Origin of the sequence: Curtobacterium sp. PhB191 (assembly GCF_004346515.1) — a bacterium.
Lineage (GTDB): Bacteria > Actinomycetota > Actinomycetes > Actinomycetales > Microbacteriaceae > Curtobacterium.
This window is the reverse complement of the sequence record NZ_SMBV01000005.1, coordinates 284,658-309,694: the sequence shown is the minus strand read 5'-3', so window position 1 is coordinate 309,694 and position 25,037 is coordinate 284,658. Positions and strand designations below refer to the sequence as shown.

The following is a 25,037-nucleotide window of genomic DNA, read 5'->3' as shown; positions in this document are numbered from 1 at the left end:
GCTCGGTCTTCGTCCATCAGTGCTTTGCGTGCGCCTCGAGCGCCCGGAGCAGCGCCGCGACGTGCCGCTCCCGGCCGTACCGGTCCCGCACCCAGGCTCGGCACCGGTCCGCGAGACCGGGTTCGGTCTCGGCCGCGTGCAGCGCCTCGAGGACCTTGTCGGCCAGCGCGGCGGTCTCGGTGGGGTCGACGGTGAAGCGCGTCCACTCGCCGCTGAGGATCTCGGCGGTGCCGCCCGACGCCGCCGCGACGACGGGGCGTCCGGTGGACATCGCCTCGACGACCACGCGGCCGAACCCCTCGGGCTCGATGGAGGGAGCCACCACGACGTCGGCGGCGTGCAGCAGGGGGACGACGTCGTCGCGCTCGGGCACCACGACCACGGCTCCCTCGGGCAACGCGGCGATCGCGCGGTGCACGGCGGGGGCGTCCTGCGGGTACAGCGCACCCGCCAGGACGAGCACCGGAGCCGGGGCGGGCGGTGTGCCGGGCCCGACGAGGACGCGGGCCGACGCGTGGACGCGACCCCACGCCTCCAGGAGGGCCAGGACGCCCTTCGACCGCGTGAGCCGTCCGTAGTAGAGCACCACGGGGCGGTCCTGGTCGAGGCCGAGCGCAGCGCGTGCTCGGCGCGTGCTCGCCGGCGTGGCGGCGGGGAACGCCGCGGTGTCGACGCCGTTCGGGACCACGTCGACGCGGTCCGGCGGGGCACCGACGGCGGTCCACGCACGGGCCATCGCCGCCGAGACCGCGAGGTACCGGGTCCGGCCGCCGGCGAACGGGCCGAGCCGACGGTAGTTCGGGGCGTGGTGCAGGTGCACGGCCAGGGGGACGCCGGACACGAAGGACACGACGCGGCCCCACGGCAGGAACTCCGGACGGTTCAGCCACAGCACGTCCGGGCGTGACCGGCGGAGGCGCAGGCCCTCACGGACGAAGCGGAACACGTCCGTCGGGGCGGTCCGGATGCCGAAGCGGTAGTCGCGGGCGTGGCGCAGTCGGACACCGAGCCGGTCGAACACCGCGCGGCCCTCGTCCGGGTCGCCGTCCGGACCGGCGCGGTGCCACACCTCGACGTCGTGGCCGGCTGCGACGAGCTCGCCGACGTCCTCGACGACGCAGCGTTCGACACCGCCGGTGATGGCGAGTCCGTTGGTGGCGACGACGACACGCAGCGGACGGGGGGTGGAACGGGTCATGCGGATCCTCCGCGAGCGAGTTTCAGGCGGCGGAAGAACCAGGGCAGGCACGCGGCGACGCCGACGATGCGCACGATGTTCCACGCCAGGTCCTGCGGCGGGAGGAGCGAGGCCGCAGCGACGACGATCGCGATCGCGATGGCGAGCAGCACCCGGCGTCGGGGGCCGCGCCACTCACGGCGGTCCGGCAGGGAGGCCTGCTGCAGCGCGGCGAGGATGGCGTAGGCGATGACCGTGGCGATGCCCGCGCCGACGATGCCCGTCAGGGGCACCAGCACCAGGTTCGCCGCGATGTTCACGACACCGGCGACGGCGCCGATGACGCCGACCGTCACGCCGCGGCGCTCGACCAGCAGGAGCCGGCCGGTCGCACCGCTCGCGACCACCGGGAACGCGGTCAGGGCGACCACGAAGACGACGACGGTGAGGGACTCGACCCGGTACGACGCCGGGGCCAGGATCGGCAGCGCCACCGGCGACACGAGGGTGACGGCGACGAGCACGGGGGCGAGGAGCATGTAGAGCTCGTCCCGGGCGTGCATGGCGAGCCGGCGGCGGGCCACGGCGTCGCGGAGGGCGGCGAAGTGCGGCGCCCAGGCCTGGTTCGTGAAGGTCAGCAGCAGGATGACCGCGGAGCCGACGACGTAGGCGATCTGGTAGCGGGCCACCTCGTCGGCACCGAGCAGGCGCTGCACAACGAGCCGGTCACCGGCGTTCAGGACGAAGTACGACAGGCTGCCGAGCGCGATCGGGACACCGAGCTTGAACGCCCGGACCGTGGTGCGGTGGTCGAAGAGCCCGCGGAACCGCGGCTTCGTGGCGATGATGCCGATGACCATCGCGGCACCCTGCGCCACGACCCCACCCCACGCGTACGTGGTCGCGTCAGCGTGCACGGCGGCGAGGAGCCCGAGACCGATGATCGACCCGCCGACGGACGACAGCAGGCTCGTCACGGCGAACACGCGGATGCGGTCCTGGGCGACGAGCAGCGCGAGGGACAGCTGCACGATCGCGGCGGGCCCGGTCCAGAGCACGGCGACCAGCAGCAGGGGGTGCTGGTCGACGAAGCCCGCGGCGTCGCCCCAGAGCGGGATCGACACCAGGGCGAACACGGTGACGGTGACCGCGGTGACCATGCCGACGAACATCAGGCCCCGGGCACGCCGGTCGTCGCCGTCCTCGGCGCGCTGCAGCACCGACGCCTGGTCGATGCCGCAGACGGCCACGACCACCAGGGCCTGGTACAGCGCGATCGCCGAGGCCAGCACGCCGAACTCGGCCGGTGGCATCAGGTGCGCGAGCACGGGGGAGATCAGCGAGCTCACGACGAGCTGCATCGACCAGACGACCACGTAGAGCAGGCCCCGGCCGAACAGGACGGACGAGCCGCGTGCGACGGCGATCGAGTCCGTGTCGGTGGACAGCGCGCCGGGGGCCGCGGGCTGCACGGACGCCTCGAGCTCGTCGTCGTCGGGCTGTGCCGCCAGCGCAGCCGCCTCGGCCGCACGCGCCTCGCGTCGGGTCTGGGGGACGGTCACTGTGCCACCGCCACCGGCTGGTCGTCGGCTGACGTGCGGAGCCCGAAGGTCGCGTCGACCACGTCGAGCAGGTCGGTGCTCCGGGACGTCGAGAACTTCCGGGCGAACACGTACGGGGTCGACTGGTCAGCCGCGGTACGACGCTCCAGCACCCGGCCGGCGTCCTCGATCCCGAGCCACGGCGGGCTCTTCTGCTTCGTGCCGTCCCACCCGATCCACCAGAGCGGCTGCACCGCGTGGGCGTCCGCGAAGTCCGGGGTGAACGCCGGGGTCAGCAGGACCGACGGCACGAAGGTCTCGTCGCCGATCCACACCCGCTCCCAGAACGCCACCAGGTCGGGGCGCCCGTCGAACACGTCGACGACCCCCTGCGCGTGGTGCCGGGCCAGGACCTTGAGCTGCGAGCCGCCGCCGAACACGACGTCACGCGGGACCCGACGGGGGACCGGCAGACGCAGCATGTGCTTCCGCCACGCCCAGTGCCGGAACCGCACGCGCGACCGACCGCCGTCGCGACCCCACGCGGGGTGCGGGAGCGGCTTCGCCTCGACGAACGACCGCCCGGGGTTCGCCGTCAGGAGCGCCGAGATCTCGTCGGCGTCGGCCAACGGGTAGTCGCTGCCGGTCAGCAGCGCCACGTGCGTGGCGTCGGTCTGCGCCAGGGCAGCACGGTAGCCGGCGACCTCGGCCGCGACGTTCTCCCACTTCGCCCACCCGGTGCGCATCCGTGGCAGCACGTGCACCCGTTCGGGCAGGCCGGCGGTCATCGCCTCGAAGACGTCGTCGTCGGTGCTCGCGTCGCAGTGCAGGAACACCGGGAACGGGTCGAGCGCCGCCACGAGCCGACGGACGTGCGTCGGGTCCTCGTGGGCGAGGACGATGCACGCGAGTGGCGTGGGAGTGATGGCCATGTCCGCGACGCTAAGCGGGCCCGGCAGCACCGACAAGGGAGGTCGGGACCACCTGCGGGGGAACGGCGGTTTCCCGCAGGCGCCCCCCGATCGAGGGGGTCGCGAGGGGGATCGCGCGAGGGGGATCTCGTCAGCGGGCGCGGCGGAACTTCGGGCAGTCGCAGAGCGCGCAGTCCGTGCCCGGACGGTAGTGCTCGTGCGCCGCCTGGGCGTGCCCGCACGTGCCGCACGCGGCGTCGTCGGCATCGAGGTGCACCACGACGAGGTCGGACGCTTCGGGGTCCGGAACCAGGTGCAACGTCGGGCGTGGACGCCTGGTCAGGCCGAGCCGGTCCATCGTTCGGGCCAGCGGCATGCGTCCTCCTCGTGTCCGGCGGGGACCGGGGTCGCACCGGCGGGTCGACCGGCGTCTCCCGCGAGTCTAGTGGCGGCAAACCGCAGCCTCCCCGCATCCTCCGAGCATCGCGGTTGACCCCCTGTCGACGCGCGCGGAGCATTGCCACGTCCACCCGACCAGACCGGCCCGACGGGACGAACATGACCGACCACACCACCACCGCGGAACGAGCCCTCACGCTCGACCCCGCGATGCCCTCGCCCGACGCCCCCACCTGGGTCGGAGCTGCCTGGGTCGGCGCCGTCGACCGGTCCGCAGCGCTCGCCGCCGACACCGTGCACCTCGCCGGCGCCGGCGGCTTCCGCCGCGCCCGCCTCATGGTGCGCGACGGCCGCGACGTCGCTGGGTTCGTCGACGTGCGCGTCGACGAACGCGGGGCGGTGGACCCGGCCGAGCTGGGACCGGCCCTGCGTCGGTTGCCGGCCCCGGGCCTCCCGGTCGACGCCCCCGCGGACGGCGCACGCGTCTCCGTCGTCATCGGTACCCGCGAGCGCCCCGTGGCGCTCGCCCGCGCCGTGCGCTCCGTCCTCGACTCCGCGTACGACGACTTCGAGCTGTTCGTCGTCGACAACGCCCCTGTCACCAGCGGTACCCGCGACGTCGTGGCCGCCATCGACGACCCGCGCGTGCACTACGTCCTCGAGGCACGTGCCGGAGTCTCCCGGGCCCGCAACGCCGGACTCGCACTGGCCACCGGCGGCATCGTCGCGTTCATCGACGACGACGTCGTCGTCGACCGCCACTGGATGGCCGCCATCGCCGCCGCCTACGACCGCGACGCCGACGTCTGGTGCGTCACCGGACTCGTCCCCAGCGGCGAACTCCGCACCCCCACGCAGCGCTTCTTCGACGAGCGGGTGACCTGGGCGCGGAACCTCGAGCGCCGGGTGTACCGCACGTCCGCCCCGCCGGTCGACGAGCCCCTGTTCCCCTTCACCGTCGGCGCGTTCGGCACCGGCGCGAACATGTCCGTGCGCCGCGACGCCGTCCGCCAGCTCGGCGGCTTCGACGTCGCCCTCGGCCCCGGCACCCGCGCCCGAGCCGGTGAGGACCCCGACCTGTTCACGCGCGTCCTGCTCGCCGGTGGGGCGCTCGCCGTGGAGCCCTCGGCCGTCGTCTGGCACGAGCACCGCAAGGACCGTGCCGCGTTGCGCTCGCAGGCGATCGGCTACGGCACCGGGCTCGGCGCCTGGGTGACGAAGCTCGTGCTGCGGCCCTCGACGGCGTTCGCGGTGCTGCGGCGTGCGGCCGGCGCGCTCCGCCGGCTCGGTGCGCTCGGGCAGGGTGCCGACGAGCGCCCCGTCGACGCGAGCGGCGGCTGGCCCGTCGACGCCGAGTTCACCGAGGCGACGCGTGGGCTCAAGCGCGCCGAGCTGACGGCCGCGCTGGGCGGGCCGTGGCGGTACGTGGTCGGGCGGCTGACCGCGCGCTGAGGCGCGGGCGCCGGGCGCGGCTGGGCGGAGTCGCCGCACCCGGTTTGCGACAGAGCACGCGTCGATCGACGCGTGCTCTGTCGCGTTCCGCGTGCGCGGCAGAACGGACGGGAGGCCCGTGGCGACACTGCCACGGGCCTCCCGTCCGTCACGCTGCGCGACTACGGCCGGAAGCGGCCGGCCTCGACGTCGCGCCAGCGGCGTCGGCTGCGGAACCAGGCGGCCGGGCCGGCGGGGAACCCGCGCAGCTCGTGGTACGCCAGGGTCTTCGGGATGCGCGTGGTCGAGGCGTCGTTCGTGACCTCGGTCGCGGCGTCCCGGCGTCCGGCCAGGCGGGAGAGCATCTGCTTCGACTTGACCTTCGCAGCGAGCGGCATCAGGCGTGCGAGGACGGCGACGTGCCGCTTGTCCTTCGCGGCGAGCGCGAACATCAGCGCGGTGAAGCCGACGCCGTTGCCGTGCAGCTGCTTGTGCAGGTCCTCGATGGTCTGGCGGTGCCGGTGGTGCACGACCGCGCGGGGCTCGAAGCCGATCTTCCCACCGCGCCACAGCGTCTCGATGAACATCGCCAGATCCTCGCCACCACGGGCGGGGGAGCCGGCGCCGAGGGTGTGGTCGAAGCCGCCGACGGCCTCGATCAGGGTGCGACGGTAGGCCATGTTCGCGCCGGCGCCGTACGCGCCGATGCCGTAGACGGCGAAGTGCTTGAGGACCTCGCCGGACGGGGTGACCGCCGAGACGCGGGCGTGCCGCATGGTGCCCTGCACGTCGTCCGGGACGATCGTCACGGGCGAGAAGGTGCGCTCGGCGCTGAACCCGCCGTAGTACGCCTCGTACCAGATCTGGGCGGGGGTGGTGAGCTCGCTCGGCAGGATGACGCCGGTGACGGCGTCCAGGTCGGGCTCGCTGACGAACCGGGACCCGATGGCGCGGAGCCACTGCGGGTCGACGCGGACGTCGTCGTCGGTGAAGGCGATGACGTCGCCGGTCGCGGCGGCGACACCGGCGTTCCGTCCGGCGGACAGACCGGGGCGGCGTTCCTCGACGAGGCGGACGTTCCGCCCGGCGAGCATCGCGGGCAGCGCGTCGCCGGCGGGGACGCGGACGCGGTTGTCGACGAGGATGACCTCGTGCCGCGGGTAGTCGAGGTGCTCGAGGACGTCGAGCAGCTTGCCGAGGTCCTCGACGCGGTCGACGATCGTGGACACGACGACCGAGATGGTCGGCAGGTCGTCGTCGGACACCGCGGGGACGTCGGCCAGGACGGTCTCCTGCAGCGCCTCGAGGGCGCGGGCCGCGTCGGCGGGGTCGTCGGTGAGCAGTACGTCGAGGGTGCCGGTGGGGTGGCCGCCGCGGTAGCCGATCACCATGGCGGACTCGCCGGTCTCGTCGGCGACGAGACGGGGGAGCGGGGCGTCGAGGTCGACGCCGATGACACGGCGCGGTGCGGGCACGGTGTCGGCGGGGTGGAGGGTGGCCATGTCGTGGACGCTACGTGGGGCCGTGGGTGCGGACAACGGCGCGGGACACCGGTGGCGGTGTTCATGCGGAGTTCCGCAGTGGCGCGCAGGGGTCCCTCGAACGAGGGTGAGCGCTCACCCAGGAAGTCTCCGGGACTTCCAAGGTCACGCTCAGGTCACGGAACCGATGCAACCGGTTGCGGAACCCCTGCGGCGGGCGTAGCTTCCTCCACCAGCAGGCAGCGGCGCCTGCTCCAGGGCAGTGTCGTCGAACCCGATCGATGCCCCCTGGTGATCTCAATGAGGAGACAACGCTGTGAAGACAACACGCTCCAGGGTGCGGTTCGCATCCGTTGCCGGGGTCGCCGTCATCGGCCTCGTGCTCACCGGCTGCTCGAGCGGGAGCTCCGGCGCCGGTTCAGACGACGCCAAGAGCGGCCAGGACAGCCGCGGACCCATCACCTACGTGCAGGGCAAGGACAACTCGAACGTCGTCCGCCCGCTGATCGCGAAGTGGAACAAGGCCCACCCCGACGAGAAGGTCACCTTCAAGGAGCAGTCCGACCAGGCCGACCAGCAGCACGACGACCTCGTGCAGCACTTCCAGGCGAAGGACGCGAACTACGACGTCGTCGACGTCGACGTCGTCTGGACCGCCGAGTTCGCCGCGAAGAGCTGGCTGACGCCGCTGACCGGTGACATGAAGATCGACACCTCGAAGCTGCTGCCGGCCACGGTGAAGACCGCGACCTACAACGACACCCTCTACGCCGCCCCGCAGACCTCGGACGGCGCGCTGCTCTACTACCGCAAGGACCTCGTCAAGACGCCTCCGACCACGTGGAAGGAGATGATGGCCGACTGCCAGATCGCGAAGGACAAGGGCATCGGCTGCTACGCCGGGCAGTTCGCGAAGTACGAGGGCCTGACGGTGAACGCCTCCGAGGCGATCAACGGCTCCGGTGGTTCGGTGCTCAGCAAGAGCGGGGACCCGGACGTCGACACCTCGGACGCCAAGGCCGGCCTGCAGAACCTGGTCGACGCGTTCAAGGACGGGAACATCCCGGCCGAGGCGATCACGTACCAGGAGGAGCAGGGCCGCACGGCGTTCGAAGCCGGCAAGCTGCTGTTCCTGCGCAACTGGCCGTACGTCTACAACCTGGCGAAGACCGACGGTTCGAGCAAGGTCAAGGACACGTTCGGCATCGCGCCCATCCCGGGTGCGGACGGCACCGGCGCCTCGACGCTCGGCGGCCACAACGCCGCGATCAGCGTGTACTCGAAGCACAAGGCGACGGCGCACGACTTCCTCGAGTTCCTCATCTCGAACGACACGCAGAAGTTCTTCGCAACGCAGGGGTCGCTCGCCCCGGTCGTCGGTGACCTCTACACCGACTCCGAGCTGACGGCGAAGCTGCCGTACCTGCCGACGCTGCTCAAGTCGATCGAGTCGGCGGAGCCGCGCCCGGTCACGCCGTTCTACCCGGCGGTGACGAAGGCGATCCAGGACAACACCTACGCGGCGCTCAAGGGATCGAAGTCGGTCGACGAAGCCATGAAGGACATGCAGGACGCCCTCAAGTCGGCGACCAGCAGCTAGCGGCTCACGCCGCTTGATGGACGGGAGGCCCGTGGCGGGTCCGCCACGGGCCTCCCGTCCGCCCCATACTTGCGTTCCGACACCCCCGGCAAGGAGGCCGACACGTGTCAGCAGCAACCGAGATCCCCGCAGCCATCCCCAACCCGACGGGCATGGAACCGAAGCGCCAACGGCGCAAGGGCGGACTCAACGCCGAGCACGGCCGGTGGGCCGTGTACCTCATCGGCCCGACGATCCTGCTCCTCGCGATCGTCATCGGCTACCCGGTCATCAGCGCGATCATCCAGTCGTTCCAGCTCGACCAGGGCCTCGACAAGGCCACCGGCCTGTTCGTGCAGGGCGGGTTCGCCGGCATCACGAACTACGCGCACTGGCTCGGCCAGCAGTGCGGCAACGTCACCTGCCCGCCCGGCAGCCTCGGCTCCCAGTTCTGGGTGTCGATGGGCAACACGTTCTTCTTCACGGTCGTCACCGTGGCGTTCGAGACGGCCATCGGCGTGTGGATGGCCATCATCATGAACCGCAACTTCAAGGGCCGCGCGCTCGTCCGTGCCGCGATCCTGGTGCCGTGGGCGATCCCGACGGCCGTCACCGCGAAGCTCTGGTACTTCATCTTCGACGCGAACGGCGTCCTGAACCACGTCCTCGGGCAGCAGATCCTGTGGACGAGCGGCGAGTGGGCGTCCCGGTGGGCGGTCATCATCGCCGACACCTGGAAGACCACGCCGTTCATGGCGCTGCTCATCCTGGCGGGGCTGCAGCTGATCCCGGAGGAGGTCTACGAGGCGGGCAAGATGGACGGCGCCTCGACGTTCCAGCGCTTCGTGCTCATCACCCTGCCGCTCATCAAGCCCGCGCTGATGGTCGCGATCCTGTTCCGCGTGCTCGACGCGCTGCGCATGTACGACCTGCCCGCGATCCTGACCGGCGGTGGCGGTGGTTCCGGCAACGCCACCACGACCCTGTCGATCCTGGTCGTCGAACAGATCCGGCAGGGCTTCAACTCCGCGTCGGCCCTGTCGACCATCACCTTCCTGGTGATCTTCATCGTGGCGTTCGTCTTCGTCCGGTTCCTCGGCGCCAACGTCGTGCAGACGCAGGCCGCCCAGCAGAAGGGTGAACTCAAGTGACCCTCGCAGCAGACCGACCCCGGTCAGTGCCAGTCCCCGGCGAACGTGCTAGCGCACGCGCCGAAGTCCGGGTCCGCCGCGACACCGGCCCCCGCGTCCGCACGGCCGTGCAGGCGATCGTCATCGCCGTGTGGTGCCTCCTGCCGTTCTACTGGATGGTGGTGACGAGCTTCCGCGACGTCGGGTTCACGTTCGACGCCACCCCGTGGCCGACGCACGTCACGCTCGACAACTACGCCACGGCGTTCTCCACGTCGCTCGGCAACCACCTCGGGCGGGCGCTCGCCAACAGCCTGCTCATCGGCGGCGTCGTGACGATCATCGCCCTGCTCGTCGGCACCACGGCGGCGTACGCCCTCGCCCGCCTCGAGTTCGGCGGCAAGTCGCTCATCGCCGGCGCGATCCTGGCGGCGTCGATGTTCCCGGGGGTCGCGCTCATCTCCCCGCTGTTCCAGCTCTTCACGGACATCGGGTGGATGGGGACCTACCAGGCGCTCATCCTGCCGAGCATCTCGTTCGTGCTGCCGCTGACGGTCTACACGCTCGCGTCGTTCTTCCGCGAGATGCCGTGGGACCTCGAGGAAGCAGCGCGCATCGACGGCTGCACCCGCGTGCAGGCGTTCCGGCGGATCATCCTGCCGCTCGCCGCCCCCGCGGTGTTCACGACGGCGATCCTGGCGTTCATCTCCAGCTGGAACGAGTACCTGATCTCCTCGCAGCTCTCGAGCGACGCGACGCAGCCGGTGACCGTGGCGATCGCCTCGTTCGCCGGGTCGCAGCCGCACCAGGAGCCGTACACGGCGGTCATGGCCGCGGGCACGATCGTCACGATCCCGCTCGTCATCCTGGTCCTCATCTTCCAGCGACGCATCGTGGCCGGCCTCACCGCCGGTGGCGTGAAGGGTTGACGACCATGGCACAGCGCGGACCCACCCGGCCCACGGCCCGGATCGAAGAGGCGATCGGCTTCGTCGGCATGTTCGGCATCCTGTTCCTCGGCGCCACGGTGTTCTGCGAGGTCACCGGTCGACCGGCACTCGGCTGGGCACTCACCCTGCTGGTGTGCGTGCTCGGGGTCGTGGCGCTCGACCGGTGGCGGGTGCGGGTACTCCGCCGCCACGCGGTCGTCGACGGGGCCACCGACGGCATCGGTGCCGCTCCTGCCGTCGCCCCCGTCCGCACCGCTCGCGGCGACGACACCCGTCGTCAGCCACGGCCCTCGGCGGACGGGCGGGTGCACCAGCACAGCGGGTGGGACGAGCTCGCACCAGCGGGTCGTCGTGCACCGCACCGGGCGCGCCGGACCGCAGCGGCCGTCGCGCAAGCAGTCCCCGGCACTGCAGCCGACCGTCCGGCGGGCGTGACACACGGTACGGACGGCTGACGGGCCTCCCGGGTCGCATCGATGGGGATCCAGGAGATCGCGACCGTCACGGGACTGTCCAAGTCCACGGTGTCGCGAGCGCTGCGCGGCATGGAGAACGTGGCGGAGACCACGATCGACGAGGTCCGACGGGTCGCCGACGAACTCGGGTACGTCCCGAGCTCGGCGGCGGCCGGCCTCGCCACCGGGCGGCAGCGCGCCGTGGGCGTCGTCGTCCCGGTGATCGACCGGTGGTTCTACGTCAAGGCGCTCGGCGGCGTCGACGCAGAACTCCGGCGGGCCGGGTACGACCTCGTGCTCTACAACCTGGGCGGGCCGGGCGGCGACCGCGACCGGGCGTTCCGGCGTTCGATGCTGCGGCACCGTGTGGACGCTCTGGTCCTGCTGTCCCTGGTGCTGGACGCGACCGAGCGTGCCGAGCTCGAACTCACCCGGCACCCGATGATCGTCATCGGCGGACCCGCACCGGGCCTGCGGAACATCGGGGTCGACGACCGAGCCGTCACCCGGATCGCGGTCGACCACCTGTGCGGACTCGGACACCGACGGGTCGCCTACGTCGGCGGGCAGGACGAGGCCGGCATGAACGTGGCGGTGCCGCACCTGCGGCGGGACGGGTTCGTCGACGCGATGCGGGCCGCCGGACACGCGGTGCCGGACCGGTGGCTGCTCGACGGGCGGTTCTCGTTCGCCGGCGGGCTGGCGGCGGGGAACGCGCTGTTCGGCGGGCGCGCTGGTGCCGGCGCCGGTGCTGGCGCCGGGCCCGATCGTCCGACTGCCGTGTTGTGCGCCTCGGACGAGATGGCGCTCGGGGTGCTCCTCGCCGCTGGGCAGGCCGGGCTGTCGGTGCCGGGGGACGTCTCCGTGATCGGGATCGACGGCCACGAGTACGGCGCCACCGTGGGCCTGACGACCGTGGCACAGGACCCGGAGGCGCAGGGGCGCGCAGCGGCGCGGGCCGTGCTCGCCGAGGTCGACGGCGGCGCTGCCGGAACGATCGTCGCGGCGCCGGCGCACCTGGTGGTGCGGGGGACGACGGGGCCGCCGCCGGGGTGAGGGTGTGTGGGGCGTGGGCGGGATCGACTCGGGACGACGATCCCGATGTCGCACGACAACAGGAACGTCGTTCCGAGTCGGCCCCCGCCCGAGCCCGCCCGGCCCGCCGCGGGTAGCGTCGCCCGCATGGAGGTCACGAAGCTCGAACACGCCTGCCAGATCCTGTCGGACGGCGATGCCCGCCTGGTGCTCGACCCGGGCGACTTCACCCGCCCCGTCGACGCGACCGGGGTCGTCGCGGTCGTCGTCACCCACGAACACCCCGACCACGTCACGCCCGAGCAGCTGCACCGGATCCTCGCCGCCAACCCCGACGCCGTGGTGTTCGGCCCCGAGGGCGTCCGCGCGGCGCTCGCCGACTCCGGCATCGCGGTCGAGGTAGTCACCGACGGCGACCACCGCACCGTCGGCCCGTTCGAGCTCGACTTCCACGGCACGCGGCACCAGCTCATCCACTCCTCGGTGCCGATCGTCGACAACACCGGCGTGCTCGTGAACCGCACGCTCTTCCACCCCGGCGACTCGTACACCGACCCGGGCGTGCCCGTCGAGGTCCTCGCCGCACCCGTCGGTGCCCCGTGGCTCAAGGTCGCCGAGATGATGGACTACGTCGCCGCGCTCGCCCCGGCCCGGGCCTACCCGATCCACGAGGCCACGCTCTCCGACATCGGCTACGGCATGCACACCGGTCGGCTCCGCGAGGCGCTCGCGCTGAGCGGCGTGCTCGAGATCCTGCGGCCGGGGGAGTCGCTCACGATCTGACCGCGCGGGACCGCGCCGTGGTCGCTTCGTGAGAAGAAATGGTCGGGTGGGCCCGACCGACGCGACCATTCCTGCTCACGAAGTGCGGCTCCGGACGTGCGCGCGGTCGGACGGGAGGCCCGTGGCGGGCCCGCCACGGGCCTCCCGTCCGATGGGCGGTCGCGTCCACGGCCGCGCGACCGATGCGTGTGCATGTTGCGACAGAGCGCGCGTCGTTCGACGGGTGTTTCGTCGCTCGATGCGCACGCAACCGATGCGTGTGCATGTTGCGAAAGAACGCGCGTCGTTCAACCGGTGTTCTGTCGGAATCTGCACGCGCAGCGAGCGCCGTATGCCGGGCGCGGCATGGCGGCACACCCGGGCGACACGCCTCGTTTTGGCGCGATGCGCGGCTTGTGCAATACTTGTCGAGTTGTCGGAACGGCCCCATCGTATAGCGGCCTAGTACGCTGCCCTCTCACGGCGGTAACGCGGGTTCGAATCCCGCTGGGGTCACCACAGGTGACATGCTCCGAGTCCGACAACAGCCGCGGCCCCATCGTATAGCGGCCTAGTACGCTGCCCTCTCACGGCGGTAACGCGGGTTCGAATCCCGCTGGGGTCACCAGCACCACGAAACCCCCGATGAGCTCCGGCTCGCCGGGGGTTTCGTCGTCGTGTGCCAGGCTGCTTCCGTGTCCAGTGCCGTCCAGCTCATCCGGTCCGCAGCGCTCAGCGACGTCGCGGAGTACGCCTACTCGTCCACCGTGGCGGCCGGGACACGGCTCGTGTTCCTCGCGGGGGCGTGTCCGCTCGACGAGCACGGCGCGACGGTCGCCGTCGGTGATGTGGCCGGGCAAGCCGCGCAGTGCATCGCGAACCTGCGGACGGCGCTCGCAGCCGCCGGCGCGGGGGTCGACGACCTCGTCCAGACGCGGGTGCTCGTCGCGACGACCGAGCAGCAGGACCTCGTCTCCGCCTGGGACGTCGTCCGCGCCGCGATGGGAGACCACGACGTGCCGAGCACGCTGCTCGGCGTGACCGTCCTCGGCTACGACGACCAGCTCGTCGAGGTCGAGGCGATCGCCGCCGTCGCCGACTGAGCAGTACGCTGGACGGGTCGTCAGACCCGGCAGTGGGGCCTGCCGGACCCAACCGCGCACGAAGCGCCAACGGTCCCTATCCCGAGAACACCGCACGCGCGGAGACGATCCGGCGTGCTCGGCGATAGGAGTACCGATGACCGATGCGCGACCGCCGCACCTCCGCTGGCGCTTCCTGGCCCTCGTCGCACTCGGCGGCGCGATCGGGACCGCGATGCGCGCACTGCTCGCCGAGGCGTTCCCCGGCCACGACGGCATCAGCTGGGTGATCCTCGCGATCAACGTCGTCGGAGCCTTCTGTCTCGGGCTCCTGCTCGAGGCGCTCGCGCTGCGTGGCCCCGACGTCGGAGGCCGCCGCACGCTGCGGCTGCTCGTCGGCACCGGCGTGCTCGGCGGCTTCACGACGTACAGCACGCTCGCCGACGACACCGCGCAGTTGCTCGACGTCGGCCGGTGGGGTGCGGGCAGCGGGTACGCGCTGCTGTCCGTCGTCCTCGGGCTCGGCGCCGTCGTGCTCGGGGTGTTGATCGCCGGGCGGCTCCGGCCGCGTCCGACCGGCCCGGACGGAGGCGCGTCGTGAACCCGCTCGAACTGCTGCTCGTCGCCGTCGGCGGGGGAGTCGGAGCCGCGCTCCGGTTCCTGCTCGACGGACTCGTCAAGGCGCGCACGTCCCGCTCGCGGACTGCCGGGTTCCCGCTCGGGACCGTGCTCATCAACGTGTCGGGATCGCTCGTCCTCGGGCTGCTCACCGGCCTCGGTCAGGCCGGGACGATCCCGCTCCCGGCGGTCGCGGTGCTCGGGACGGGCATGATGGGTGGGTACACGACGTTCTCGACGGCGAGCGTCGAGACCGTCCAGCTCCTCCGATCCGGCAAGCCCCGGCTCGCCGTCCTGCACGGCCTCGGGATGCTCGTCGTCTCGGTCGGCGCAGCTGCGCTCGGCCTCTGGATCGGAAGGAACTCATGACCTCGGAACGCCCCGGCGAACTCGTCCTCGTCCGTCACGGAGAGACGGAGTGGTCGAAGAGCGGGCAGCACACCGGCCGCACCGACATCCCACTGACGGACAACGGTGTCGAGCAGGCGAAGCGCGCCGGCCGGTACCTGGCCGACCGCTCGTTCGCGTTGGCCCTGTCGAGTCCGCTGCAGCGTGCCCGCGACACCGCGCACCTGATCGGCGTCGACCCGGAGCTCGACGAGGACCTGTACGAGTGGGACTACGGCGCGTACGAAGGGCTCACCACCCCGCAGATCAAGGTGCTGCGCCACGGGCCGTGGGACCTCTGGACCGACGGAGTGCCCGCCGGCGACACCCCCGGTGAGAACGCCGCCGAAGTCCGGGTCCGTGTCGAGCGCATCCTGAACCGCGCTCGTCCGGTGCTCGCCGAGGGCCAGGACGCTGTGTTCGTCGCGCACGGCCACGTGCTGCGTGCCCTCGGCGCCGCGTGGATCCGGCTCGCGCCGCAGGACGGTGCCGTACTGAAGCTCGGTACCGCATCGGTCAGCGTCCTCGGGTACGAGCACGGCCGCCCGGTCATCGACGCCTGGAACATCCAGCCCCGCGACTGACGCGCCCGTTCCCTCCCCGAACGCGCGCGATGGTCGGTGGAATCGGGCACACCTGGTCAGAAGAAACGACCAGGTGTGCCCGGAACGACCAGGTATGCCCGGAACGACCAGGTACTCAGACCGTACGGATCGCGCTCGTGGCACCCAGGGCTCGCCCGCGCCGCCGCTCGATCGCGCGCCCCACGAACAACAGCCCGACGCTGACGAGCGCACCGAGGGTGGTCTGCGCGACCCGGTCGAGCGCGAGGAGCTCCGGGGCCTCGGGCAGGCTCAGCCACGACACTGCGAGGGCGAGCGGCGTCAGGAACAGCAGGCAGACGGCGTAGTTCCGGGCGACGAAGATCTCCGCGAAGAACTGCCCCACGACGGCGATGACGACGATCCACCACGCCGACGGCTCGAGCAGCAGGATCCCGACGGCGATCACGGTGCCGCCGATCGTGCCGATGAAGCGCTGGAACGCCCGGATCACGGTGTGCCGCTGGCGGAGCGCGGGCAGGGTCGAAACCACCGCGATGACGGCCCAGTACGGGTGCCCGAGCCAGGGGATGGTCGACGCCACCCCGCCGGCGACGAGCGACCCCACGACGTTGAGCGCCACGGTCTCCCACAGCGCGGCCGTGCGGAGGATGCCGAAGCCGCGCTCCTTGAGCGGCGCCAGCGGCCGGAACCGGTGCGGGGCGCGCGGGTGCCACACGTGCCGGATGACGAACCCGGACATCGCGACGAGCCACGCCCAGACGACCGAGCAGACGATGATCGTCGCGACGAGCGGGACGTCCGCGGGCCTGAGCGGCACGAGGGCGGAGACCACGAACGCGAACACGGGGAAGATCGGCTGCGCGGGGATCGTCCGCAGGGTCGACAGGGTGCAGACCGCGACGACGAGCACGACGACGAGTCCGGTCGCCTGCAGCCAGAGCGGGGAGCCGAGCAGGGCGACACCGATGCCCGCGAACATGCACAGGGTCTGCAGCGCACCCGCGACGCCCGTGGTGACGGCGCGCTGCCGGTACGGCTCGGTCGCCCCGAAGATCGCGGTGAATCCGGCGAACATCGCGAACGCGGCGTAGCCCGGCATCCCGAGGGCGATGAGCAGCGCCAGTGGTGCACCGCCCGCGATCGCTGCGCGTGCCGCGCCCTCGAGGTTGATCGTCCGGGTCGAGTGCGCAGGTGTCGTCATGTCCCGACCATCTTCCCACCGCGACGGGTGTCGTCGAGTCGCCACGGGCCTCCCGGTCGACCGCCGCACCGCGTGGAGAACGCGACGCCGCGTTGGTATACCAATGGTAGAGTCGCCTGATCGTGCCGCGGTCGCGGCGCAACGACGAGAACGAGGGAGTCGAGCTCATGGGTAGGACGCTCGCCGAGAAGGTGTGGGACGACCACGTCGTGGTCAAGGGTGAGGACGGGAACCCGGACCTCCTCTACATCGACCTCCACCTCGTGCACGAGGTCACGAGCCCGCAGGCGTTCGACGGTCTGCGCCAGGCCGGTCGCCCGGTGCGCCGGCTGGACCTGACGATCGCGACCGAGGACCACAACACCCCGACGCTCGCCATCGACCGCCCCATCGCGGACCCGACGAGCCGGATCCAGATCGAGACCCTGCGCCGCAACTGCGAGGAGTTCGGGGTCCGCCTGCACTCCCTCGGCGACAAGGAGCAGGGGATCGTGCACGTCGTCGGCCCGCAGCTCGGCCTGACGATGCCCGGCATCACCGTCGTCTGCGGCGACTCGCACACCAGCACCCACGGGGCGTTCGGCGCGATGGCGTTCGGCATCGGCACCTCCGAGGTCGAGCACGTGCTGGCGACGCAGACCCTGCCGCTGAAGCCCTTCAAGACGATGGCGATCACGGTCGAGGGCACGCTGCGTCCGGGCGTGACCGCGAAGGACATCATCCTGGCGGTCATCGCGAAGATCGGCACCGGCGGCGGACAGGGCTACGTGCTCGAGTACCGCGGTTCCGCGATCCGTGCGCTCTCGATGGAGGGCCGGATGACGATCTGCAACATGTCGATCGAGGCCGGAGCCCGCGCCGGCATGGTCGCCCCCGACCAGATCACCTACGACTACGTGCATGGCCGCGACCACGCCCCGACCGGTTCCGACTGGGACGACGCCGTCGCGTACTGGGACACCCTGGCGACCGACGACGACGCAGTGTTCGACGCCGAGGTCTTCATCGACGCCGACGACCTCGAGCCCTTCGTCACCTGGGGCACCAACCCCGGCCAGGGCGTCTCGCTGTCGGAGAACGTGCCTTCGCCTCTCGACTTCGAAGACCCGAACGACCAGGCCGCTGCGCAGCGGGCCCTCGACTACATGGACATCGCCGCCGGCACCCCGATGAAGGACATCGCCGTCGACGCGGTCTTCATGGGCTCGTGCACGAACTCGCGCATCGAGGACCTGCGGGCCTTCGCGTCGATCATCCAGGGCCGCAAGAAGGCCGACGGCGTCCGGGTCATGGTCGTGCCGGGGTCCGCCCGGGTGCGGCTCGAGGCCGAGGCCGAGGGGCTCGACGTCGTGATCAAGGAGTTCGGCGCCGAGTGGCGGTTCGCCGGGTGCTCGATGTGCCTCGGCATGAACCCCGACCAGCTCGCACCGGGGGAGCGCTGCGCGAGCACGTCGAACCGCAACTTCGAGGGGCGCCAGGGCAAGGGCGGGCGCACCCACCTGGTGTCGCCGCTCGTCGCCGCCGCCACCGCGATCCGCGGCACGCTGTCCAGCCCGTGGGACCTGGAGAACTCCGAAGCGAACACCGTCCTGGAAGGGGCAGTCTGATGGACAAGATCACCACCGTCACCGGCATCGCCGCCCCGCTCAAGCGGTCGAACGTCGACACCGACCAGATCATCCCCGCGGTCTACCTCAAGCGCGTCACGAAGACCGGCTTCGAGGACGCCCTGTTCTCCGGCTGGCGCCAGGACCCCGACTTCGTGCTGAACCAGCCCGAGTACCAGGGCGCGAAGGTCCTGGTGGCCGGTCCGGACTTCGGCACCGGCTCGTCCCGCGAGCACGCGGTCTGGGCACTGCGTGACTTCGGCTTCGCGGTCGTCATCTCGCCCCGGTTCGCCGACATCTTCAAGGGCAACGCGGGCAAGCAGGGACTGGTCACCGCGATCGTGACCGAATCGGAAGTCGAGCGGCTCTGGGCCGAGATCGAGCGGAACCCGGGTGTGTCGGCGACCGTGGACCTGGTGGCGCAGCGCGTGTCGCTCGGGGATGTGGACGTCCCCTTCGAGATCGACGCTTACACTCGTTGGCGGTTGATGGAAGGGCTCGACGACATCGGGCTCACCCTCCGTGACGAGACCTCGATCACGGAGTTCGAATCCCGCCGCTCCAGTTGGCGGCCGAAGACATTGCCGGTGAAGTAGTGAACTCTCTCGTACAGGACGCAGCGGCCGCAGGGGCGCGCGTGGGCCTCAAGTCGGACGAGATCGTCATCCGCGGGGGCAAGCCGCTCGTGGGGCGCATCGAGGTCCGCGGGGCGAAGAACCTCGCGACCAAGGCCATGGTGGCGTCGCTGCTCGGTGACACCCCGTCGATCCTCAAGGACGTCCCGGACATCTCCGACGTCAAGGTCGTCCGTGGGCTGCTCGAGGTGCACGGCGTGCGCATCACCGATCCTGCACGAGGCGAGCTCATCCTCGACCCGGCCAACGTCGAGTCGGCGCACTTCGCCGAGATCGACGCCCACGCCGGCTCGAGCCGCATCCCGATCCTGTTCTGCGGCCCGCTGCTGCACAAGCTCGGCGAGGCGTTCATCCCCGACCTCGGCGGCTGCCGCATCGGCGACCGCCCGATCGACTTCCACCTCGACGCGCTCCGCGCCATGGGTGCCGTCGTCGACAAGCAGGTCAACGGCATCCACCTGACGGCCCCGGACGGGCTGAAGGGCGCGTCCATCGAGCTGCCGTACCCGAGCGTCGGCGCGACCGAGCAGGTCCTGTTGTCGTCCGTGCTGGCGACCGGCGTCACGGAGCTGCGCAACGCGGCGATCGAGCCCGAGATCATGGACCTCATCGCGATCCTGCAGAAGATGGGCGCGATCGTGTCCGTCGAGCCGAACCGCGTGATCTTCATCGAGGGCGTCGAGTCGCTGCGCGGCTACACGCACCGTGCGATCAACGACCGCAACGAGGCCGCCAGCTGGGCCTCCGCCGCGCTCGCCACCGATGGCGACATCTTCGTCGAGGGGGCGAACCAGCAGGAGCTCATGACGTTCCTCAACGTCTTCCGCAAGGTCGGCGGCGGCTTCGACGTGCAAGAGGACGGCATCCGGTTCTACCGCGAGCGCGACACCCTCAAGCCCGTCGTCATCGAGACCGACGTGCACCCCGGCTTCATGACCGACTGGCAGCAGCCGCTCGTCGTGGCGCTGACCCAGGCCGAGGGGCAGAGCATCGTGCACGAGACCGTGTACGAGAACCGCTTCGGCTTCACCGACGCGCTGAACGAGATGGGCGCCGACATCGTCGTCCACAAGGAGGGGCTGCCCGGGCACGACCGCCGTGTCGCCCGCCGTCCGTTCGAGCAGGCCGCGGTCATCACCGGTCCGACGACGCTGCACGCGGCGAACGTCCGGGTTCCCGACCTCCGCGGTGGCTTCAGCCACCTCATCGCGGCCCTGACCGCCGACGGCGAGTCCCACATCACCAACGTCGGCATCATCAGCCGCGGCTACGAGCACTTCATCCCGAAGCTGCGGAAGCTGGGCGCCGACTTCGACTTCGCGGGTTAGTCGCGGTGTCGGTTCCGCAGCCGGGTGACGGTCCGTCGCGTCCGGGTGACGGCCCGTCGGGCCAGGGCGATGGCCGGGAGGCCCGTGGTGCGTCCGCCGTGCAGGTCGCGACCGGCCTGCCGGTGCGTGGACGGCGTTGGAAGCGTGGGGAGCTCAACCCCGCGTTCCGCATCGTGGCGTCGGTCGTCATCCCGACGTTCCGGTTCTCGTCGAACTACCACTGGTACGGCCCGAACCGCCTGCCGGCGGACGGTGCCTTCGTGCTCGCCCCGAACCACTTCACGAACATCGACCCGCTGGTCGTCGGCACCGCCGTCTACATCAGTCGGCGGGCCCCGCGGTTCCTGGCCAAGGCCTCGCTGTTCAAGGTGCCCGTCTTCGGCAAGCTCATGTCCGGCATGGGGCAGATCCCGGTCGAGCGCTCCGGTCGTACCCGGTTGAGCGACCCGCTCGGCGGCGGGCGGTCGCTCATCGAGCAGGGTGGGGCGATCATCGTCTACCCCGAGGGCACGCTCACCCGCGACCCCGACCTGTGGCCGATGCGCGGCAAGACCGGTGCCGTCCGCATCGCACTCGAGAACGACGTGCCGCTGATCCCGATGGCCCACTGGGGCACGCAGGGCATCATGGCGCGCTATTCCAACAAGCTCCGCCTGTTCCCGCGGTCGCGCGTGGACGTCATCGTCGGCGACTCCGTCGACCTGTCCGCCTACCGTGGCCGGCCGATCGACCAGCAGATGCTGACCGAGGCCACCGAGCTGCTCATGCAGCGCATCACGGAGCTGCTCGAGCAGCTCCGTGGCGAGCAGGCCCCGAAGACCCGCTGGGACCCGGCGGCGAACAACCAGAAGGAGACCGGCCGGTTTGAGTGACCTCCGCCCGCACGACGATCGTCCCGACCCCGTCGCAGCAGCGCCGGGTGCCTTCGACACCGCCGCGATCCGGGTGGTGATGCAGTCGACCGACAAGCCCCGCGTGGCGGTCATCGGTGCCGGCAGCTGGGGCACCACGTTCGCGAAGGTGCTCGCCGAGGGCGGTGCCTCCACGGTCGTGTGGGCCCGGCGTCCCGAGGTCGCCCGCGAGATCACCGAGACGAAGCGGAACTCCGACTACCTGCCCGGCATCAACCTGCCCCGCACCCTCACGGCGTCGACGTCGCTCGAGCAGGTGCTCGACGGCGCCACCCAGGTGTACGTGTCGGTGCCGTCGCAGACCCTGCGGTCGAACCTCGACGCGATCCGCGAGCTCCTGCCCGCCGGTGTCCCCGTCGTCAGCCTGATGAAGGGCGTCGAGAAGAGCACCGGCCTGCGGATGAGCGAGGTCCTGCTCCAGGGGCTCGGCATCGACCAGGACCGCATCGCCGTCGCGAGCGGACCGAACCTGGCGCTCGAGATCGCCCGCCGGCAGCCGACCGCCGCCGTGGTGTCCTCGTCGAGCGTGGAGACCGCGACCGCTGTCGCCGCGGTCGCGACGAACCCGTACTTCCGGTCGTTCATCAACACCGACGTCATCGGCACCGAGTTCGGCGGCGTGCTGAAGAACCTCATCGCCGTGGCGATCGGCATCGTCGACGGCGTCGGCTACGGCGAGAACACCAAGGCGTCGATCATCACGCGCGGGCTCGCCGAGATGACCGAGTTCGCGGTGTCCCTCGGCGCGCAGCCGTCGACCCTGTCGGGCCTCGCGGGCCTCGGTGACCTCATCGCCACCTGCCAGTCGCCGTTGTCCCGGAACAACACCGCGGGGCGCCTGCTCGGGCAGGGGTACCGGTTCGACGAGGTCGTGCGGCAGATGAACCAGACCGCCGAGGGCCTGGCGTCCGTCGCACCGATCCTCGAGCTCGCCGCCGCGAACGGCGTCGACATGCCCATCGTCAGCCAGGTCGGCGAGGTCCTCGCCGGTAGGCTCGATCCGCGCAACATCGCGCCGCACCTCACCGAGACCGACGAGCCCCAGGGCGAGTGACCGGTCCCGCACCGAGTCACGAAGGGACTCCCGTGCCCACGATCCCCGAGGGAACCGACGTTCCCACGACCACCGTCGCCGTCCTGTTCGGCGGGCGCTCGAGCGAGCACGAGATCAGCTGCGTGACCGCCGGCGGCATCATGGACGTCGTCGACCGCACCGAGTACCAGATCGTCCCGATCGGCATCACGAAGGACGGCGCGTTCACGCTGCAGTCCGACGACCCCTCGCAGTGGGCGATCCGCGACGGCTCCCTGCCGACCGTGCCCGACAACGGCACGCGCGTGGCGTTCCCGACGTCGCCGGCGACGAACGAACTCGTCGTCTCGCACCCGGACGGCTCGGTCACGACCGTCGCCGTCGACGTGGTGTTCCCGATCCTGCACGGTCCGTTCGGCGAGGACGGCACGATCCAGGGCCTGCTCGAGATCGCCGGTCTGCCGTACGTCGGTGACGGCGTGCTCGCCAGCGCCCTGGCGATGGACAAGCACGTCGCGAAGGCCGTCCTCGAGCACGCCGGTCTGCGGGTCGCTCCCTGGACGACCGTGCTCCGCCGCGAGTGGGCGGCCGACCCGGTCGACGTCGCCGAGACGATCGCGGCGCACGGCTGGCCGCTGTTCGTGAAGCCGGCACGCGCCGGGTCGAGCATGGGCGTCTCGCGCGTCGACGGCCCCGACGAGCTCGGCGCCGCGATGGACCTGGCGTTCGAGCACGACTCCAAGGTGATCGTCGAACCGCGGGTCGTCGGCCGCGAGGTCGAGGTCGCCGTGCTCGAGGGCCGTGACGGTGCGCCGCGCACGAGCCTGCCCGGCGAGATCGTCGTGGCCGAGGACGGCTTCTACGACTTCGCGTCGAAGTACCTCGGTGGCGACGAGTCGCTGCTGTGCCCGGCGCCGCTCACCGAGGCGCAGACCGACGAGATCCGGTCGATCGGTGCCCGTGCGTTCGAGGCCATCGGTGGTTCCGGGCTCGCCCGCGTCGACTGCTTCCTGACCGACGACGGCTTCGTCGTGAACGAGGTCAACACGATGCCCGGGTTCACCCCGCTGTCGATGTACCCGCGCTGCTGGGCGGCGTCGGGTGTGTCCTACGGCGAGTTGGTCACCGAGCTCATCGAGCTGGGGCGCGCCGCCGTCCGGTGACGCTGGGCGGGGCGACGGGGACGGCCCGCGTCAGCCCTGCACGTCGGAGGGGTCCAGGCACTTGTGCCCGTCCTCCGGCAGCGTCGACACCGCCGTCGCGATGTCCTGCAGCACCGCGCTGCCGGTCTTCGACGTGTCGACGACGACCTGCACCGCGGGGGACCGTCCGAACGTCGTGTAGACGATCTGCTTGCCGCGGTCGTCGCGGATCCAGTCGACCGACCCGAGCGTGAAGCACGGCAGGTCGGACACGGTCGGCACGGCCACGCCGCAGTGGTAGAGCGCGGCCTCCGGGTCGCCCCAGGCCGCGGTGGACTGTGCGTTGGTGTTCCGCAGGTCGTACGTCGAGTCGACGGTCGCGGGCAACCGCACCTGTGCGGCCGCGCACGCCGCCGTGTTCGCGGAGGGTGCCGCGCTCATGCCGACGGAGTTGGTGCACCCGGTCAGCCCTGCCGCGAGGGCGATCACGACCCCCGCGATCGCGAGGGTGCGAGGGGTGCGGCGCGCGGTGTCCATCGCGGTCCAGGCTACCGTTCTCGTGTGGACGCGACGTACGACGCCTGGGCCGGACCGACCGTGGGGGAGCTCGGTGAGTTGGTCGTCCTCGACCGGATCACGAGCCGGCTGCCGACGGGGTCGCCGCTCGTGGGGCCCGGGGACGACTGCGCCGTCGTCGCCGCCCCCGACGGCCGGTTCGTCGTGACGACGGACATGATGGTGCACGGCCCGGACTTCCGGTGGGCGTGGTCCTCGCCCGAGGACGTCGGCTGGAAGGCCGCCGCGACGAACCTGTCGGACGTCGCCGCGATGGGCGCGGTGCCGAGTGGCCTCGTCATCGCCCTCGCCGCACCGCAGGACACCCCCGTGGCGGTGCTCGAGGGCATCGCGGACGGGTTCCGCCTCGCCGTCGACGCCCTCGCGCCCGGATGCGGTGTGGTCGGCGGCGACCTCTCCACCTCGGCGACCTTCACGGTGGCGGTGACGGCGTTCGGCGACCTCGGTGGTCGCGCCCCGGTGCTCCGGTCAGGGGCTCGTGCGGGGGACGTCGTGGCGGTCTCCGGCGAACTCGGTCGCGCTGCCCGCGGGCTCGCACGGCTCTTCCGTGACGGCGTGGACGCGCAGGGCGAGCCGGACCGTGCAGCGACGGTGGCGAGCGGTGCGGACGCCGATCCCGACGTCGACCGCCAGCGCCGACCCGTGCCCCCGATCAGCGACGGGCCCCTCGCTGCTGCGGCCGGGGCGACGGCGATGCTCGACCTGTCCGACGGCCTGGCGATCGACGCCGGACGGCTGGCCCGTGCGAGCCGGATGACGCTCGACCTCGATGCCGACGCCCCGCTCGACGAGGTCGCGCTGCACGGCGGTGAGGACCACGGCCTGCTCGCGACCTTCCCCGCCGAGGCCCTGCTGCCGGGTGGCTTCCGCCGCATCGGCGTCGTGCGCGACCGCGGCGACGCGGACCTGCTGCGCGCCGGAGCCCCGGTGCCGACGACCGGCTGGGACCCCTACGCCGACTGGGACGGCGCCGCCGGCTGACCCACCCGGCCCAGGCCGGGCGGAGGCGACGTGGCGGAGCCGAGCCGGGCCTCCCGGTCAGTGCGCGCGCATCTGTCGACGGAACACGCGTCGATCACCTGGCGTCCTGTCGGAAGATG

At 71.6% G+C, this 25,037-nt stretch carries 25 protein-coding genes and 2 tRNA genes; 20 read left to right on the top strand and 7 right to left on the bottom strand.

The genetic code is table 11. From position 1 onward, the window contains the following. Positions 1-16 precede the first annotated feature (16 nt). The 4 genes from EDF48_RS10755 to EDF48_RS19110 all read right to left on the bottom strand — a co-directional run bounded on the left by EDF48_RS10755 (position 17) and on the right by EDF48_RS19110 (position 4,005). On the bottom strand, positions 17-1,198 hold the full coding sequence (locus EDF48_RS10755) for a glycosyltransferase family 4 protein (protein WP_131879867.1): 1,182 nt from the start codon (positions 1,196-1,198) through the stop codon (positions 17-19). Further along, entirely contained in the window at positions 1,195-2,739 is a 1,545-nt protein-coding gene (locus EDF48_RS10750) for an oligosaccharide flippase family protein (RefSeq protein ID WP_131879865.1), read from the bottom strand. The genes EDF48_RS10755 and EDF48_RS10750 overlap by 4 nt, the downstream gene beginning before the upstream one ends. Next, the gene (locus EDF48_RS10745) at positions 2,736-3,650 is read right to left on the bottom strand and encodes a beta-1,6-N-acetylglucosaminyltransferase (protein ID WP_165932370.1); all 915 of its coding nucleotides are present in this window, start codon (positions 3,648-3,650) and stop codon (positions 2,736-2,738) included. Before EDF48_RS10745 ends, EDF48_RS10750 begins: the two co-directional genes overlap by 4 nt. 130 nt (positions 3,651-3,780) lie before the next feature. Next, on the bottom strand, positions 3,781-4,005 hold the full coding sequence (locus EDF48_RS19110) for a hypothetical protein (protein WP_133937168.1): 225 nt from the start codon (positions 4,003-4,005) through the stop codon (positions 3,781-3,783). A 182-nt stretch (positions 4,006-4,187) separates the two neighbouring features. On the opposite strand from EDF48_RS19110, the gene EDF48_RS10740 reads away from it, so the two are divergent. Continuing rightward, the gene (locus EDF48_RS10740) at positions 4,188-5,480 is read left to right on the top strand and encodes a glycosyltransferase family 2 protein (RefSeq protein WP_131879861.1); all 1,293 of its coding nucleotides are present in this window, start codon (positions 4,188-4,190) and stop codon (positions 5,478-5,480) included. A 161-nt stretch (positions 5,481-5,641) separates the two neighbouring features. On the opposite strand, the gene EDF48_RS10735 is transcribed toward EDF48_RS10740, so the two are convergent. Next, positions 5,642-6,961, bottom strand: a complete 1,320-nt coding sequence (locus EDF48_RS10735) for a glycosyltransferase (RefSeq protein ID WP_131879859.1) — start codon at positions 6,959-6,961, stop codon at positions 5,642-5,644. Positions 6,962-7,256: 295 nt separating this feature from the next. Here EDF48_RS10735 and EDF48_RS10730 point away from each other — a divergent pair, with 295 nt between their 5' ends. The 12 genes from EDF48_RS10730 to EDF48_RS10675 all read left to right on the top strand — a co-directional run bounded on the left by EDF48_RS10730 (position 7,257) and on the right by EDF48_RS10675 (position 15,522). Then, positions 7,257-8,540 carry an ABC transporter substrate-binding protein gene (locus EDF48_RS10730; protein ID WP_123937663.1) on the top strand — a complete coding sequence of 428 codons (1,284 nt, stop codon included), beginning with the start codon at positions 7,257-7,259 and terminating at the stop codon, positions 8,538-8,540. Positions 8,541-8,692: 152 nt separating this feature from the next. Then, entirely contained in the window at positions 8,693-9,670 is a 978-nt protein-coding gene (locus EDF48_RS10725) for a sugar ABC transporter permease (RefSeq protein ID WP_131879923.1), read from the top strand. Further along, a complete protein-coding gene (locus tag EDF48_RS10720) occupies positions 9,667-10,578 on the top strand; it encodes a carbohydrate ABC transporter permease (protein WP_194673456.1) in 912 nt (303 codons plus the stop codon). Before EDF48_RS10725 ends, EDF48_RS10720 begins: the two co-directional genes overlap by 4 nt. A 5-nt stretch (positions 10,579-10,583) precedes the next feature. Continuing rightward, the gene (locus EDF48_RS19305; RefSeq protein WP_207913251.1) at positions 10,584-11,054 is read left to right on the top strand and encodes a hypothetical protein; all 471 of its coding nucleotides are present in this window, start codon (positions 10,584-10,586) and stop codon (positions 11,052-11,054) included. A gap of 21 nt (positions 11,055-11,075) precedes the next feature. Further along, a complete protein-coding gene (locus EDF48_RS10710) occupies positions 11,076-12,110 on the top strand; it encodes a LacI family DNA-binding transcriptional regulator (RefSeq protein WP_123937665.1) in 1,035 nt (344 codons plus the stop codon). Positions 12,111-12,236: 126 nt separating this feature from the next. Next, positions 12,237-12,872 carry an MBL fold metallo-hydrolase gene (locus EDF48_RS10705; protein WP_131879857.1) on the top strand — a complete coding sequence of 212 codons (636 nt, stop codon included), beginning with the start codon at positions 12,237-12,239 and terminating at the stop codon, positions 12,870-12,872. 422 nt (positions 12,873-13,294) lie between these two features. Further along, positions 13,295-13,370: transfer RNA gene (locus tag EDF48_RS10700), tRNA-Glu, on the top strand. Between the two features lie 33 nt (positions 13,371-13,403). After that, positions 13,404-13,479, top strand: a tRNA-Glu gene (locus tag EDF48_RS10695). A 67-nt stretch (positions 13,480-13,546) separates the two neighbouring features. Further along, on the top strand, positions 13,547-13,954 hold the full coding sequence (locus tag EDF48_RS10690) for a RidA family protein (protein WP_131879855.1): 408 nt from the start codon (positions 13,547-13,549) through the stop codon (positions 13,952-13,954). A gap of 136 nt (positions 13,955-14,090) precedes the next feature. Continuing rightward, entirely contained in the window at positions 14,091-14,534 is a 444-nt protein-coding gene (locus tag EDF48_RS10685) for a CrcB family protein (RefSeq protein ID WP_131879853.1), read from the top strand. After that, a complete protein-coding gene (gene crcB, locus EDF48_RS10680; protein WP_131879851.1) occupies positions 14,531-14,920 on the top strand; it encodes a fluoride efflux transporter CrcB in 390 nt (129 codons plus the stop codon). The genes EDF48_RS10685 and crcB overlap by 4 nt, the downstream gene beginning before the upstream one ends. Next, positions 14,917-15,522: a histidine phosphatase family protein gene (locus EDF48_RS10675; protein WP_123937670.1), complete on the top strand. Its 606-nt coding sequence runs from the start codon at positions 14,917-14,919 to the stop codon at positions 15,520-15,522. The genes crcB and EDF48_RS10675 overlap by 4 nt, the downstream gene beginning before the upstream one ends. A gap of 115 nt (positions 15,523-15,637) precedes the next feature. On the opposite strand, the gene EDF48_RS10670 is transcribed toward EDF48_RS10675, so the two are convergent. Further along, positions 15,638-16,705: an FUSC family protein gene (locus EDF48_RS10670; RefSeq protein ID WP_131879849.1), complete on the bottom strand. Its 1,068-nt coding sequence runs from the start codon at positions 16,703-16,705 to the stop codon at positions 15,638-15,640. A gap of 167 nt (positions 16,706-16,872) precedes the next feature. Between EDF48_RS10670 and leuC the strand changes: the two genes are divergently transcribed. The 6 genes from leuC (at position 16,873) to EDF48_RS10640 (ending at position 23,382) form a co-directional block, all read left to right on the top strand. Beyond that, positions 16,873-18,312 carry a 3-isopropylmalate dehydratase large subunit gene (gene leuC, locus EDF48_RS10665; protein ID WP_131879847.1) on the top strand — a complete coding sequence of 480 codons (1,440 nt, stop codon included), beginning with the start codon at positions 16,873-16,875 and terminating at the stop codon, positions 18,310-18,312. After that, positions 18,312-18,908, top strand: a complete 597-nt coding sequence (gene leuD, locus EDF48_RS10660) for a 3-isopropylmalate dehydratase small subunit (RefSeq protein WP_111086049.1) — start codon at positions 18,312-18,314, stop codon at positions 18,906-18,908. The genes leuC and leuD overlap by 1 nt, the downstream gene beginning before the upstream one ends. Continuing rightward, on the top strand, positions 18,908-20,275 hold the full coding sequence (gene murA, locus EDF48_RS10655) for a UDP-N-acetylglucosamine 1-carboxyvinyltransferase (protein ID WP_111086050.1): 1,368 nt from the start codon (positions 18,908-18,910) through the stop codon (positions 20,273-20,275). The genes leuD and murA overlap by 1 nt, the downstream gene beginning before the upstream one ends. A 98-nt stretch (positions 20,276-20,373) precedes the next feature. Continuing rightward, entirely contained in the window at positions 20,374-21,147 is a 774-nt protein-coding gene (locus EDF48_RS10650; protein ID WP_131879845.1) for a lysophospholipid acyltransferase family protein, read from the top strand. A 79-nt stretch (positions 21,148-21,226) separates the two neighbouring features. Beyond that, positions 21,227-22,240: an NAD(P)H-dependent glycerol-3-phosphate dehydrogenase gene (locus tag EDF48_RS10645; protein WP_111086095.1), complete on the top strand. Its 1,014-nt coding sequence runs from the start codon at positions 21,227-21,229 to the stop codon at positions 22,238-22,240. Between the two features lie 32 nt (positions 22,241-22,272). Beyond that, a complete protein-coding gene (locus EDF48_RS10640; RefSeq protein WP_279432384.1) occupies positions 22,273-23,382 on the top strand; it encodes a D-alanine--D-alanine ligase family protein in 1,110 nt (369 codons plus the stop codon). Between the two features lie 30 nt (positions 23,383-23,412). On the opposite strand, the gene EDF48_RS10635 is transcribed toward EDF48_RS10640, so the two are convergent. Further along, the gene (locus EDF48_RS10635; protein ID WP_131879843.1) at positions 23,413-23,898 is read right to left on the bottom strand and encodes a DUF3515 family protein; all 486 of its coding nucleotides are present in this window, start codon (positions 23,896-23,898) and stop codon (positions 23,413-23,415) included. Between the two features lie 24 nt (positions 23,899-23,922). Between EDF48_RS10635 and thiL the strand changes: the two genes are divergently transcribed. Further along, positions 23,923-24,918, top strand: coding sequence for a thiamine-phosphate kinase (thiL, locus tag EDF48_RS10630; protein ID WP_131879841.1), 996 nt, complete (start codon positions 23,923-23,925; stop codon positions 24,916-24,918). Positions 24,919-25,037 lie beyond the last annotated feature (119 nt).

Coding starts and splice junctions, on each gene's coding strand:
- EDF48_RS10755 (WP_131879867.1), bottom strand. CDS start 1,198: ATGACCCGTTCCACCCCCCGTCCGCTGCGTGTCGTCGTCGCCACCAAC.
- EDF48_RS10745 (WP_165932370.1), bottom strand. CDS start 3,650: ATGGCCATCACTCCCACGCCACTCGCGTGCATCGTCCTCGCCCACGAG.
- EDF48_RS19110 (WP_133937168.1), bottom strand. CDS start 4,005: ATGCCGCTGGCCCGAACGATGGACCGGCTCGGCCTGACCAGGCGTCCA.
- EDF48_RS10740 (WP_131879861.1), top strand. CDS start 4,188: ATGACCGACCACACCACCACCGCGGAACGAGCCCTCACGCTCGACCCC.
- EDF48_RS10735 (WP_131879859.1), bottom strand. CDS start 6,961: ATGGCCACCCTCCACCCCGCCGACACCGTGCCCGCACCGCGCCGTGTC.
- EDF48_RS10725 (WP_131879923.1), top strand. CDS start 8,693: ATGGAACCGAAGCGCCAACGGCGCAAGGGCGGACTCAACGCCGAGCAC.
- EDF48_RS19305 (WP_207913251.1), top strand. CDS start 10,584: ATGGCACAGCGCGGACCCACCCGGCCCACGGCCCGGATCGAAGAGGCG.
- EDF48_RS10710 (WP_123937665.1), top strand. CDS start 11,076: ATGGGGATCCAGGAGATCGCGACCGTCACGGGACTGTCCAAGTCCACG.
- EDF48_RS10705 (WP_131879857.1), top strand. CDS start 12,237: ATGGAGGTCACGAAGCTCGAACACGCCTGCCAGATCCTGTCGGACGGC.
- EDF48_RS10685 (WP_131879853.1), top strand. CDS start 14,091: ATGACCGATGCGCGACCGCCGCACCTCCGCTGGCGCTTCCTGGCCCTC.
- EDF48_RS10675 (WP_123937670.1), top strand. CDS start 14,917: ATGACCTCGGAACGCCCCGGCGAACTCGTCCTCGTCCGTCACGGAGAG.
- EDF48_RS10670 (WP_131879849.1), bottom strand. CDS start 16,705: ATGACGACACCTGCGCACTCGACCCGGACGATCAACCTCGAGGGCGCG.
- leuC (WP_131879847.1), top strand. CDS start 16,873: ATGGGTAGGACGCTCGCCGAGAAGGTGTGGGACGACCACGTCGTGGTC.
- leuD (WP_111086049.1), top strand. CDS start 18,312: ATGGACAAGATCACCACCGTCACCGGCATCGCCGCCCCGCTCAAGCGG.
- EDF48_RS10645 (WP_111086095.1), top strand. CDS start 21,227: ATGCAGTCGACCGACAAGCCCCGCGTGGCGGTCATCGGTGCCGGCAGC.
- EDF48_RS10635 (WP_131879843.1), bottom strand. CDS start 23,898: ATGGACACCGCGCGCCGCACCCCTCGCACCCTCGCGATCGCGGGGGTC.